The sequence below is a fragment of the Limnohabitans sp. JirII-31 genome, assembly GCF_002778315.1.
Lineage (GTDB): Bacteria > Pseudomonadota > Gammaproteobacteria > Burkholderiales > Burkholderiaceae_C > Limnohabitans.
The window spans coordinates 77,301-90,377 of sequence record NZ_NESA01000013.1 but is presented as its reverse complement, the minus strand read 5'-3'; the positions used below and the strand labels follow the sequence as shown (position 1 = coordinate 90,377).

The 13,077-nt window shown below is 57.5% G+C and carries 12 protein-coding genes; 1 reads left to right on the top strand and 11 read right to left on the bottom strand.

Annotated elements, in window-relative coordinates; all coding sequences use genetic code 11:
• Positions 1–212: 212 nt before the first annotated feature.
• The 6 genes from B9Z41_RS14775 to B9Z41_RS14750 all read right to left on the bottom strand — a co-directional run bounded on the left by B9Z41_RS14775 (position 213) and on the right by B9Z41_RS14750 (position 6,378).
• Complete coding sequence (locus B9Z41_RS14775) at positions 213–1,253, bottom strand: porin (protein WP_100147840.1); 1,041 nt, start codon at positions 1,251–1,253, stop codon at positions 213–215.
• Positions 1,254–1,415: 162 nt separating this feature from the next.
• Positions 1,416–2,141 carry an aspartate/glutamate racemase family protein gene (locus tag B9Z41_RS14770; protein ID WP_143474212.1) on the bottom strand — a complete coding sequence of 242 codons (726 nt, stop codon included), beginning with the start codon at positions 2,139–2,141 and terminating at the stop codon, positions 1,416–1,418.
• 3 nt (positions 2,142–2,144) lie between these two features.
• Positions 2,145–3,020, bottom strand: a complete 876-nt coding sequence (locus B9Z41_RS14765; protein ID WP_100147839.1) for an ABC transporter permease — start codon at positions 3,018–3,020, stop codon at positions 2,145–2,147.
• 1 nt (position 3,021) lies between these two features.
• Positions 3,022–3,936, bottom strand: coding sequence for an ABC transporter permease (locus B9Z41_RS14760; RefSeq protein ID WP_100147838.1), 915 nt, complete (start codon positions 3,934–3,936; stop codon positions 3,022–3,024).
• A gap of 39 nt (positions 3,937–3,975) precedes the next feature.
• The gene (locus B9Z41_RS14755) at positions 3,976–5,283 is read right to left on the bottom strand and encodes a PotD/PotF family extracellular solute-binding protein (RefSeq protein ID WP_100147837.1); all 1,308 of its coding nucleotides are present in this window, start codon (positions 5,281–5,283) and stop codon (positions 3,976–3,978) included.
• Between the two features lie 36 nt (positions 5,284–5,319).
• Positions 5,320–6,378: an ABC transporter ATP-binding protein gene (locus B9Z41_RS14750; protein WP_100147836.1), complete on the bottom strand. Its 1,059-nt coding sequence runs from the start codon at positions 6,376–6,378 to the stop codon at positions 5,320–5,322.
• Between the two features lie 221 nt (positions 6,379–6,599).
• Here B9Z41_RS14750 and upp point away from each other — a divergent pair, with 221 nt between their 5' ends.
• Positions 6,600–7,238 carry a uracil phosphoribosyltransferase gene (upp, locus tag B9Z41_RS14745; RefSeq protein WP_100147835.1) on the top strand — a complete coding sequence of 213 codons (639 nt, stop codon included), beginning with the start codon at positions 6,600–6,602 and terminating at the stop codon, positions 7,236–7,238.
• 55 nt (positions 7,239–7,293) lie between these two features.
• On the opposite strand, the gene B9Z41_RS14740 is transcribed toward upp, so the two are convergent.
• The 5 genes from B9Z41_RS14740 to B9Z41_RS14720 all read right to left on the bottom strand — a co-directional run bounded on the left by B9Z41_RS14740 (position 7,294) and on the right by B9Z41_RS14720 (position 13,022).
• Positions 7,294–8,169, bottom strand: a complete 876-nt coding sequence (locus B9Z41_RS14740; RefSeq protein ID WP_100147851.1) for an outer envelope protein — start codon at positions 8,167–8,169, stop codon at positions 7,294–7,296.
• Between the two features lie 118 nt (positions 8,170–8,287).
• The gene (locus B9Z41_RS14735; protein ID WP_100147834.1) at positions 8,288–9,430 is read right to left on the bottom strand and encodes a BMP family ABC transporter substrate-binding protein; all 1,143 of its coding nucleotides are present in this window, start codon (positions 9,428–9,430) and stop codon (positions 8,288–8,290) included.
• A 37-nt stretch (positions 9,431–9,467) separates the two neighbouring features.
• Complete coding sequence (locus B9Z41_RS14730; protein ID WP_100147833.1) at positions 9,468–10,388, bottom strand: ABC transporter permease; 921 nt, start codon at positions 10,386–10,388, stop codon at positions 9,468–9,470.
• Positions 10,388–11,482: an ABC transporter permease gene (locus tag B9Z41_RS14725; RefSeq protein ID WP_100147832.1), complete on the bottom strand. Its 1,095-nt coding sequence runs from the start codon at positions 11,480–11,482 to the stop codon at positions 10,388–10,390. The genes B9Z41_RS14730 and B9Z41_RS14725 overlap by 1 nt, the downstream gene beginning before the upstream one ends.
• Positions 11,469–13,022, bottom strand: coding sequence for an ABC transporter ATP-binding protein (locus B9Z41_RS14720; protein ID WP_100147831.1), 1,554 nt, complete (start codon positions 13,020–13,022; stop codon positions 11,469–11,471). The genes B9Z41_RS14725 and B9Z41_RS14720 overlap by 14 nt, the downstream gene beginning before the upstream one ends.
• Positions 13,023–13,077: the final 55 nt, after the last annotated feature.

Sequence of the window (13,077 nt, the reverse complement as noted above, 5' to 3'; positions counted from 1 at the left end):
CAGGCTGTGCAGCACGCCCACCTTGATGGTGTCTGCGGCAAAGGCTTGCGGCACAACGGCAAACGATCCCACCGACAGCGCTGCGGCTGCGGCCAGGGCCTTGAGGTTTCCTCGACGATTCATCATGATCAATTTCCTTTTCAAACAAAAAAGCGTCTACCCGCTAGACGTGGATAGACGCGTTAAAAACCTTGGAGAAAAAACAACGCGGCTTAGAAAGTCACGCGCACACCCATGGCCACAGACTGTTGCGATTGGCCTGCCACCCAACCCGATGACTCGCTAGACAGCGACTGACTGGCGGTGCTGGAGTTTGTGATGCGCGCCACGTTGCCCACAAAGGCCACATCAGGACGCCATGCATAAATGGCCAACAGACGCGTCACCGTGGAGTCGTTGGACAAGGTGGTGTTCTTACGCTTGAGCGAATCCAAAGACACGGTCAACTTGGGGTTCACGGCGTAGTCGATGCCGAGGTTGGTGACGTTGGCTTTGGTCGCAGCAGCGAAGGTACCCACAGACACAAAGGTGCCTGCGGCAATGTCGCTCGATGCATAACCAATGCGCGGCTTGTAGGCACCCATGGTGTAGCTGGCCCCCATGGTGGTCAACTTGTAGGTGGTGTCGGTGGTGCTCTTTTCGTTGAACACGGTGGCCGCTGCATAGATGGGACCGTCGGCATACTTCAAACCGAAGTTGCTCAAAGAGCCCGTGCTGTCAGAGTTCAGGTTCGATGCATACATGGCCGCACCTTGGAAAGCGCCCATGGTGGGTGTGACGTACTTGATGGACTTAGAGTAAATATCGCTGATCGCATCAAACTCCGAGAACTTGAACACCGCACCGGCGTTGTAACCGCCTTTGAACACAGAGCCGACCAACCAGTCGTCGTTCAAGTTCCATTGACGACCCAACGACACGCTGCCAGCCGCACCCTTCAGGCCCACATAGGCGTTGCGAGAGAACAAGGTCGAGGTGTCAGACATCTTGCCATCGGTGGGGTTGAAGCCCGCTTGGAAATTGAAAAATCCAGTGGCACCATCACCAAAATCTTTGTCACCCGAGATGCCCACATTCGAGACACCCAAGATGCTGCTGGCAGCGCCTGAAATGGTTTTGTTCGCTGAGGTACCGGTTTTGTTGGTGGTGACGTAGCCACCATCAATCACGCCGGTGATTTTCATATCGGCCATGGCCGCCGAAGACAAAGAAGCAGCCAAAGCAATGGCGCCGAGTTTGAAAGTGAATTGCATGATTTCCCTTTTTTGGTTTGAAAAAGACTGACACCGCGGCTTTGAAAGCCCAAAGATGTTGTGCACAAAATATGCCAAACCAAAAGCCCAGTGAATGGCTAAAAATCAATAAAACTGAGCATCAAAAATGTGCGAGTGCACTTGTTTAAAGCAAGGTGCGCACTAATCAGGGATGACGCTGTCGGTCTTGAACCAAGACACATCTGGCTTGTGACGTGCCACACCTGCCACGCGCGACATGGCGCGCACAGCTTGCCGCACACCGGCTTGCACACTGTCGATGATGGGCACAGGCAGGGCGTGTTGCAACTCAGCCGCCATGCCCGCCAAACCTGCACCGCCCAAGATCAAACTGTTGACTTGAAATTTTTCAAGGGCTGCCAAACAAGCGTCACGCAAGACAACTTGTGCAGCCACCGGATCAGCTGCCAGTTGCGCACCCGTGGCTTGCACGGTGTAGGTCCCTGCCAAGGTATCGGCATAACCCAAAGCGTGCGCGAGACGCGTCAACATGGCGGGCCAGCGCTCACCACCGGTGACGATGGCAAAAGGCCCTTGCAAAGCAGCCTCCAAGAATGAAGCCGCAGCAAGCCCCGTCACCGGCGCGTCGCTAATTTCTTGCAAGGCACACAAGGCCGGGTCACCAAAGCAGCCAATCAATACCGCGCTCGGTGCTGCGTGGTGGTTGCGGGTGTGTTGCAGGTAGGCATCGAGCGTGGCGTGGCCTGCCACGGCATAGCTGGTTTCATCGGAAATATAGGGCGCACCAAAACGCGCTTGCAGGGTGGTCACGCGCACATCTGCGCCCGCCACCGCCTGCGCATGTTGCGCCAACAAACGCGTCACCGATGGCGTGGTGTTGGGGTTGATGACCAGCAACTCACGCATGGGTCATGCGCGCGAACGCTTGGCGCGTTGGTCAAACCACGCCACCAAACACAGGGTGACGGTCATCACCACCAACGACACCAAGGTGGTCACCGTGGCCAAGGCATAAATGGCTGGGGTGGTGACGGTGGTGGTGAGGCCTTGCAACTCCAAGGGGAGTGTGTTGACGTCGCCAATGGCTTGTGAGGTACGGGCGATTTCGTCCCAACTCAAGGTGAAGCCAAACATGGCAATTCCCACCACAGAAGAAGCAATCATGGGCAGCACCACATGACGAAAGCCTTGCCAGGGGCTGGCACCCAAGTCGCGCGCGGCTTCTTCATACGCCGGGTTGAAACGGTTGAAAACCGCAAACATGATGAGCAGGCCAAAGGGCAGCGTCCAGGTCAGGTGTGCGCCCAAGGCAGAGGTGGACAAGCCCAAAGCACTGCCATAGCCCTCCAACACCTCTTGCATGCCCAGCATGTCAAGACCTCCTTTGATGACGCCATCGATCAATCGAAATTCCAAACCAATGCCCAAGGACACGATGATGGACGGCATGATCAAACTCGCCACCACCACATAAAACAAGGTGTTGGCGAATGGCAGTTTTTTGCGAAAGGCCAAGCCCGCCAACAGCGAGAACACCACCGTCAACACCATCACCGCCGTGCCCAGTCCCAAGGACCGTTTTAGGGCGGCCCCAATGTCCACAACCCCTAAGCCTTCTTGCAGTTTGGCAAACCAATAAGTGGACGTGCCACGCAAAGGAAAGGTCAAGCCGCCTTCAGGGCCTTGAAAACTCAACACCACAATGGTCAACATCGGACCGTACAAAAACAACACAAACGCAGCGAAGAAACATGCGAGCAACCAAAACTCCAAGCTGCGCTTCATGTCACAGCTCCTTGCGGATGTCGACCATGCGCGTCAGCGCCCAAATGATCATCAGCACAATGGCCAACAAGATCACTGCATTGGCCGCAGCCAAAGGAAACTGAAGGTACGAAGTCTGCACCTGGATGATTTTTCCAACCGAGGCGATTTGCTGACCGCCCATCACGCCGATGGTCACAAAGTCGCCCATCACGATGGTGATGATGAAGATCGAGCCAATGATGATGCCGGTCTTGGACAAGGGCACGATCACGTTCCACAAGATTTGCCACGCGCTGGCACCGCTGTCGCTGGCAGCTTCGATCAGGCTGCGGTCGATGCGCATCATGGAGTTGAAGATGGGCACGATCATGAACATGGTGTAGAGATGCACAAAGGCCAACACCACCGAAAAATCTGAAAACAACAACCACTCAATGGGTGAGGCAATCACCCCCGCCTGGACCAAGGCCTGGTTCACCAAGCCATGCCGTCCCAGCAAAGGCACCCACGAAATCATGCGAATGACATTGGAGGTCCAAAAGGGAATGGTGCACAGCACAAACAGCACGGTTTGCACACTCACAGAGGTGACAAAAAAGGCCAAGAAATACGACACGGTGAACCCAATCACCAAGGTCAGCAACCACACCCACGCGCAAAACTTGAAGGTGGACACATAGGTCTTCAAGGTCACGCACCAATCACCTTCTGAGGCACAACCTTCAAAAATCGACAGGTAGTTTTTGAAGGTGAAGTCCGGCAATAACTCGTACTCGTTGAAGTCCCAAAAACTGACCATTACCACCAAGGCCAACGGAATCACAAAGAACACCGCAAACACCAGCGCCAAAGGCGCTGCTTGCCACGCAGCAGCCAACTGCCGCCCCAGCGGGGCAGCAGCGATCGGACCGGTGGATGTCTGGGGGCTGGTCATCGCAGTGGCGGTCCGATCGGTGGGCTAGGCATCAGCCGGTTAGGCCGCTACAAACTCGTTCCATTTCTGGACCATGTAGTTGTTTTCATCCATCACCGCGTTCCAGCACGCAATGCCGCCCATGCGCGCTTCGTAGCTGCCGCCGTCACGCACCGCACCGGCTTTGGCCAACACATCGCCATGCGGGCTCTTGATGTCTTGCGTGGCAGGCTTGCCTTCCATCCAATACGCCCACTCGTAGGCTTCCATTTTGGATTTGGCGGTGTCGAGCACAGCGCTGTAATAGCCTTGGCGGTTCAGGTAGGCACCGGCCCAGCCGTCCAAGAACCAGTTGATGAACTCGTACGCGCCATCGAGCTTTTTGCCGCTCAAGGTGGCAGGCAGACCAAAGCCTGCGGCCCAGGCGCGGTATCCCTCTTTCAAAGGCTGGAAGGTGCAGTCAATGCCCTTGGAGCGCACGGCTGTGACAGCCGGTGACCACATGGACTGAATCACCACCTCGCCCGAGGCCATCAGGTTGACCGACTCGTTGAAGTCTTTCCACAAGCTGCGGAATTGGCCTGCTTTTTTGGCTTCGATCAGGGTTTTGATGGTGAGGTCAATTTCCTTCTTGGTCATGTTGCCCTTGTCGGGGTATTTGTAAATGCCCATGGCTTCCACCACCATGGCCGCGTCCATGATGCCAATGGAGGGAATGTTCAAGATGGCGGCCTTGCCCTTGAACTCGGGGTTGAGCAACTCGGCCCACGAGTTGATGGGGCGCTTGATCAGGTCGGGGCGAATGCCCAGGGTGTCGGCGTTGTAGACCGTGGGGATCAAGGACATGAATTGGGTGGGGCTCTTGGCGAAGACTTTGCTCTTTTCGCCTTCGAGGTAAATCACTTTCTTGGGTGCTGTGCCTTGGTCACCCACCGCTTTGCCCGCGACTTTGCCTGTGGTGAACAAGCTGGTGATCTTGTCGGCGTTTTTGATGCGCTTGGTGTCAATGCCTTTGAGGTTGCCGGTGGGCACGATTTTCTTGAGCGAGAAGTACTCGGTATCGATCAAGTCAAAGGTGTTGGGCGCGGTGACAGCACGCTTGGTCACGTCGTCGGTGGTCACCGCCACGTATTGAATTTCAATGCCAGTGTCTGCTTTGAACTTGTCGCCAATTGCTTTGTCTTGGTTCACCGCCGTGCCCAGGTAACGCAGCACGATTTTTTCTTGCGCATGGATGGCCGGAAACAAGCCCGACGCCAAAATGCCTGCGGTGCCTTTGAGCAAGGCGCGACGCGGCACCGAAGACGACAGGGTTTCAGACGCTGCGTCTTGCAGCGACGATGTGTTTTGAACAACTGGCTCTGACATGGCAAATACTCCTTGAGGATGGTGGGTAAAGAGAAATCAAACCGTTGAAACTGACGCTGACGTGAAGTGATGCGCGGCATCCACAGACCAAGCCACTTGTGCCTGCTGGCCCAACGCGAAAGGCTGCGCCATGAAGCGGTTTTCAGGCACCATCACCGTCAGCTCTGAAAGAGTGGCTTGCGGTGCCGCTGCCTGCGCTTGCAAGCCCACCAAGACATGCGTGCCTTGGTATTCAATGTCTGTGATGCGTGCTGTGAGGCTCTGGCTACCAGGCGCTACGCGGTCTGTCATGGCATGCAACTGCATGTGGTCTGCACGCACCGTGATGAGTGCCCCACACCATGCAAGGACGTTGCGCCCGCCCATGAAGCGCGCCACAAACTCGCTGCGGGGTTGGTTGTAAATCTCGTGCGGTGAGCCCATTTGCTCGATGGTTCCGTGGTTCATCACCACCATGGTGTCGGCCAAGGCCATGGCCTCTTCTTGCGAGTGGGTCACGTGGATGAAGGTCAGCTTGAGCTCTTTTTGCCAACGCCTCAACTCGGCGCGCATTTGAATGCGCAAAAAAGGGTCCAGGGCCGACAGCGGCTCATCCAGCAACAACACCTTGGGTTCGGTGATCAATGCACGCGCCAAGGCCACGCGCTGCTGCTGCCCACCCGACAACTCGCCCGGCTTGCGCTGCGCCAAATGCGACATGGACACGCGCTCTAACAGTTGCCCGGCAGCTTGGTGTCGGGTGGCGGTGTCCACCCCTTTCATCTTCAAGCTGAAGGCCACGTTGTCCAAGGCCGACATGTGCGGAAACAGGGCAAAGCTTTGAAACATCATGGCAGTGCCACGTGCAGCAGCGGGCAGGTCGGTGATGTTGCGGTTTTCCAGCAACACATCGCCGCTGGTGACCGACTCGTGACCCGCGATCATGCGCAAGGTGGTGCTTTTGCCGCAACCCGACGGCCCCAACAAACAGCAATAGCTGCCACTGGCAATGCGCAGGTTGATGGCATCCACAGCGGGCTTGCCATCGCCATAGTTTTTTGTGAGCGACACCAACTCCACGGCGGCTGCGTTGGATGGGGCTTGGCTTAGGTCCATGCAAACACATCGCAAAACGTATGCCAACTTTGTATACGTATTTCTCACAAATCGCATACACACAAGCACGCTCTTGGTGCTGGGCAGCCTTGCTCTTGCCACGTCGTGGTGCAAACAGGCGGATCGATTCAGTGCGTGGGTCGACAATTGGGCAGGCACCAGCCGCCGTGACTTTGGCTCAAAAGTTGCTGGCTTTGTGTCACCCATTCCCACAGGACACCATGTTGACCGACACACACATCCATCTGATTGACCACCCCTTGGTTCAACACAAGCTGACCTTGATGCGCTGCAAAGACGCCAGCACACACTCCTTCCGCCAATTGCTGCATGAGCTGTCCATGCTCATGGCCTATGAGGTGACGCGCGACATGCCGGTGCAGCACATCGAGATCGAAACCCCACTGGAGACCATGCAGTCGCCCGTGATTGATGGCAAAAAGTTGGTGCTGGTAAGCATCTTGCGCGCAGGCAGCGGCATCTTGGACGGCATGCTCACCGTGGTGCCCGGCGCACGCGTGGGACACATTGGCTTGTACCGCGACCCACACACGCTAGAGGCGGTGGAGTACTACTTCAAAATGCCGCCCGACATGCAAGAGCGCGACGTGGTGCTGGTCGACCCCATGTTGGCCACCGGGCATTCAGCCGTGGCAGCCATCACGCGGGTGAAAGCCTTGAACCCGAGGTCGGTCAAGTTTGTGTGTCTGCTCACCTGCCCTGAAGGCCTGGCCGAAGTGCGCAAGTGCCACCCGGACGTGCACATCTACACCGCATCGATTGACCGCGCACTCAACGACCACGGCTACATCTTGCCCGGCTTGGGCGATGCGGGCGACCGCATATTTGGAACGCGTTGAAACGCCAACGAAACAAGGCCACCCGAGGGCGGCCTTGTGCATGAATGGCGCTTGATTAGAAGTGGTATTCAGCGCGGATCATGGGGGTCTTGGCGAAAGCGCCGGGGCCTGCTTGTCCGGTAGATGAGTTGGTTGTGGCAGTCGTTGGATTGCCAAACTTGTTTTTCCAGTATTGGTATTCCAAGCCCACTTTGAAGGTGTTCTTGCTGGCGTTGACGGCGGAACTCATGTCGTACATGACTTGCATGTCGATATTGGTTTCTGCAGCGGTGTCACCACCAAACTCATTTTTCCCTTTGGCGGTAATCAGGTTGGCAAACCCTTCAAAAGACAAGGGCACAGACGCCACGCTGAAAGGAATACCCCAAGACAAACTAATCATGGGATGGGTGTCGTAGTTATAACGCGGCGTCGATGTGCTGCTGTAACCGTTGAAAGGAGAGTTGCTTTCAAACAAGGCAAGCAAGCTCACGTTCAAGAAACCGGGAACGTCCAACATCAAAGTCGGGCCCACCACAAACATTTCCTTTTTGGAGTTGTAGCCGGCATCAGTTTTGGTGTTGAAGTCAAAGCCAGCCGTCACGCCCAAGCCACGCACGCCGCTGGTTTTGAACGACTTGCCGGTGGCCTTTTCAAGGTCCACGGTGTTGCGGTACACCACATACACCTCGCGCGCGCCTTCAGAAGAGGTGGCAGTTGCAGGGTCTTTGCTGTTGGACATCAACATGTCCACGTTGAAGAAGTTGGTGCCGTATTTGTAGCCGCTGACGTGTGTCAAGCCCACGATGTTTTTGGAGATATCTGTGTTGCCGTAAGGCTCAGCAAACTTGCTGCCATGGCGGTACGTCAAAGCCGTGTCGCTCCAATCCGCAGCTTGAGCAGCCACTGATGTCAGCGCAGCGAAAGCAATCAGCGAGAGTTTGTATTTCATGTCAAATTCCTTCAAGGTTAAAAAAGACTGGCTCAGATTGCTAGCAAAACGCGGGCCAAAAAATGACAAAAGCCGCCCGAAGGCGGCTTTTGTCAAACTGAAAACTGTATAGACAGTTTTACTTGGCGCCAGGCACCTTGCCTTCCACGCCTTTGACGAAGAAGTTGATGCCACTCATGAACTTGTCATCGGCCACTTCGTCTTTCTTCAAGACTTCTTTGCCGGTGTTGTCAGCCAAGGGGCCTTTCCAGATGGCAAAGCTGCCGTCTTTCAAACCCTTCTTCACGTCGTCCACTTTGGCTTTGGTTTCAGCAGGCACGTCTTCGGCGATGGACACGATGTCAATCGCGCCTTCTTTCACGCCCCACCAAGTGTGTGCGCCACCGGCCCACTTGCCTTCCAGCGCAGCACGGGTGGCGGCCACGTAGTAAGGCGTCCAGTTGATCACGCTCGATGCCAGGTGCGCTTTGGGGCCGTAAGCGGTCATGTCCGAGTCCCAACCAAAGGCGCGCTTGCCTTTGTCTTGTGCGGTTTTGAGCACGGCGGGCGAGTCGGTGTTTTGGAACAACACGTCAGCGCCACCGTTGATCAGGCTGGTGGCAGCTTCAGTTTCTTTCGGTGGGTTGAACCACTCGTTGACCCACACCACTTTGGTTTTGATTTTGGGGTTGCTCGACTGAGCGCCCAAGGTGAAGCTGTTGATGTTACGGATCACTTCAGGAATTGGGATCGAAGCCACCACACCCAGGGTGTTGCTCTTGGTCATCTTGCCCGCAATCACACCGGCCAAGTACGCACCTTCGTAGGTACGGCTGTCGTAGGTGTTCATGTTGGGGGCCTGCTTGTAGCCGGTGGCGTGTTCAAACTTCACGCCCGCGTTGTCAGCCGCCACTTTGAGCATCGGCTCCATGTAGCCAAAGGTGGTGCCAAACACCAACTTGTTGCCCTGGCCCACCATGTCGCGCAGCACGCGCTCGGCATCAGCCGACTCGGGCACGTTCTCGACAAACGAGGTTTGGATCTTGTCGCCAAATTCTTTTTCGAGGGCTTTGCGCGCGTTGTCGTGCGCAAAGGTCCAGCCACCGTCGCCCACCGGGCCCACGTAGGCAAAGGCAATTTTGAGTGGCTCGGCCTTGGCTTCAGCCTTGGGGGCTTCGGCGGGCTTGGCCTCTTCTTTTTTACCGCAGCCGACCAGGGCGGCGGCAGCCACAGCGGTCAAGGCCGCAGCGTGAATCCAACGACGTGTGTACAAATCTGTCATGCAAGTTCCTTCTTGTGAGAGGTGGGTGGGCTATAAATTATGAGCCAGGAAAAAATGGCTTGCCAATCGAGGCGGGCATGTTGACGCGCAACCAGGTGGGATTGCGTGAAATCAAAGCCAGCACCGCAATGGTGGCGAGGTAAGGCAGCATGCTCAAGAACTGGCTCGGTATGTCAACGCCCGTGGCCTGCAAATGAAACTGCAACATGGTGACGCCACCAAACAGGTAAGCACCAAGCAACACACGTGCCGGACGCCACGTGGCAAAGGTGGTCAAGGCCAGGGCAATCCAACCCTTGCCTGCGATCATGCCTTCCACCCACAGCGGGGTGTAAATGATCGAGATATAGGCCCCTGCCAAACCACACAACGCGCCCCCGGCCACCACGGCCATGAGTCGGATGCGACGCACCGGGTACCCCAAGGCATGTGCCGACTCGGGCGACTCGCCCACCGCACGCAACACCAAGCCAGCGCGGGTGCGGTACAAGAAATAAATCAGCACCAGAGTCAAAGCAATTGCGCCATAAACCAGCGGGTGGTGACGAAACATGGCAGGCCCCACCCATGGCAAGTCACCCAGCAGCGGCACCGAGAACTGCATGCGCTCTGGCAGCTTGGCCTGCACGTAGCTCACGCCCACAAAAGCCGAGAAGCCTCCGCCAAACAAACTCAGCGCCAAACCGGTGGCGTATTGGTTGGTGCCCAGCCATATCACCAACACACCAAAGGCCGCAGCCAACACCGCTCCTGCGCCCATGCCGGCCAAAAAACCCAGCACATCGTTGCCGGTGTGCGACACCGTGGCATAGCCCGCAATGGCGGCGCACAGCATCATGCCTTCGGCCCCGAGGTTGACGATGCCCGCTTTCTCGTTGATCAGCAGCCCCAGCGATGCCAGCGCCAAAACGGTGCCCGCATTCATGGTGGCTGCCCACAACAGTGCATAACTGTCCATCATGAGGCGCCCCCTTTCAGCGCCGGCACCGAGGGCACGGCAGGCACCCAGCGCAGCTTGTATTGCATCAAGGTGTCACAAGCCAACAAGGTGAACAGCAGCAACCCTTGAAACACGCCCGTCAAAGAACGCGGCAGCCCCAAGCGCGACTGCGCCAGCTCGCCGCCGATGTAGAACATGCTCATCAACAAAGCCGACAGCACCATGCCCACCGGGTGCAAGCGCCCCACAAAGGCCACGATGATGGCGGCAAAGCCATAACCCGCAGGCACAAACGGCGTGAGTTGGCGCAAAGGCCCTGCCACCTCCAGCCCGCCCGCCAAACCCGCTGCGGCCCCCGAGCTGAGCAAGGCCAGCCACAAGGCGCGACGTGACGAGAAACCTGCGTAGCGCGCCGCATCGGGCGCCAAGCCGCCCACCTGCTGGGCAAAGCCCGCACGGGTGCGAAACAAAAACACCCACAAGGCCCCCACACCCGCGAGCGCCAGCAACACGCCAATATTCACACGCGTGCCGGGGATGAGCTTGGGGATTTGCGTGACCGCATCAAAGGTTTTGGTTTGCGGAAAGTTGTAGCCCAATGGGTCTTTCCAGGCGCCATAGACCAAATAGTTCAGCACCATCACCGCCACATACACCAGCATCAGGCTGACCAAAATTTCGCTGGCATTGAAGCGGTCGCGCAGCCAGGCTGTCAGGCCCGCCCACACCATGCCGCCCAGCACACCTGCCAGCAGCACCCACACCCAGTAGCCACTCAGGCTGTTGGCATCGGCCAGCAGCGCCACGCCCGAAGCAAACACCGCCCCCATGACAAACTGGCCTTCGGCGCCAATGTTCCAGATGTTGGAGCGAAAGCACACCGCCAGCCCCAGCGCAATCAGCAGCAAGGGCGTGGCCTTGACCAGCAGCTCGGACAAGGCGTACACGCTTTTGATGGGCTCCCAAAAAAACACCGTCAAACCGCGCAACGGGTCTTTGCCCAAGGCCATGAACAACAGCACGCCCAACACCACGGTGATGGCCAGCGCCAACACGGGCGACGCGTAGCGCCACACGACCGAGGCCTGCGCACGAGGTTCAAGCCGCAGCATGGGGCACCTCCTGTTGCGCAACATCGTGTGCAGGGGCATCCCACAAGCCACTCATCCAAGCGCCAATGCGCGACACGCTGGCTTCTTCGCGCGTCAAGGCGGGTGACAAGCGCCCATTGGCGATCACATGCAAACGGTCTGACAGTTCTAACAATTCGTCCAACTCCTCACTCACCACCAACACCGCACAACCGGCGTCACGCAGCGCCAGCAAGGCGGCGCGGATTTGTGCCGAAGCCCCCACGTCCACACCCCAGGTGGGTTGCGAGACGATCAACAATTTGGGGGCAGCCTCGATCTCGCGCCCCACCAGAAATTTTTGCAAATTGCCACCCGACAACGAGCGCGCAGGCGCATCGGGCCCAGCGGCTTTGACTTGGTAACGCGCGATGATGGCCTGCGCTTGTTCGCGCAGCAGCGCCAAATTCAACCAACCCAAACCGCCCCGTTTCGACACCGCCTCATGCCGGGTGAGCAACAGGTTTTGCGCCAAACTCAGGCTGGGCACAGCGCCGCGGCCCAAGCGCTCTTCGGGCACAAAATGCAGCCCCAGATCGCGGCGTCGCTCGGGTCCCCAATGCCCCATGGCTTGGCCCTGGAATTGAATGCTGTCACGCGCTGCGCGTGTGTCTTCACCCGACAAGGCATACAGCAGCTCACGCTGGCCATTGCCCGACACACCGGCAATGCCCACCACCTCACCCGCGCGCACCTGCAAGTCGATGCCACGCAGGTCCACCCCAAAGGGGTCAGAACGTGTCAAACGCAAATCGCGCACGCTGAGCACCTCGGGCCCCGGTTGGTAGCTGCGCAGGCCTAGCTCGGGCGGCAAAGAGCCAATCATCAATTGGCTCAACGAGGCATTGGTTTCTTGGCGCGGGTCGCACACACCGGTCACGCGGCCTGCACGCATCACGGTGCAGGCGGTGCACAGCGCACGGATTTCGTGCAGCTTGTGGCTGATGTACAAAATGCTGCGCCCTTCGCTGGCAAGCTGGCGCAACACCACAAACAACTTCTCCACCGCCTGGGGCGTGAGCACCGAGGTGGGCTCGTCCAAGATCAAGAGCTGGGGGTTGGTGAGCAAAGCACGGATGATCTCCACCCGCTGCATCTCGCCCACGCTCAGGGTGTGCACCGGGCGGGCCGGGTCGATGTCCAAACCATATTGAGAGGCGGTGTCGGTGATGCGTTGCGTCACCTGTGCCAGGCTGAACGACTTGTCCAGCCCCAACCACACGTTCTCGGCCACGCTCAGGGTGTCAAACAGGCTGAAGTGTTGAAACACCATGCTGATGCCTAAACGCCTGGCCTCTTGCGGGTTGCGGATGTGTACCGCCTCACCTTGAAAGCGAATCTCACCCGCATCGGGCTTGACCGCACCGTAGATGATTTTCATCAGGGTGGACTTGCCCGCACCGTTTTCGCCCAGCACGGCATGAATTTCACCGGGTTGCACCACCAAGGACACCCCATCATTGGCCACCACCCCCGGATAGCGTTTGGTGATACCTTGCAAAGATAAAAGAGGATGTGACATCTGAATGCAGCGTGTTTGCACTAATCTTGCTAGAAAAGTTGGAACTATGACGTTG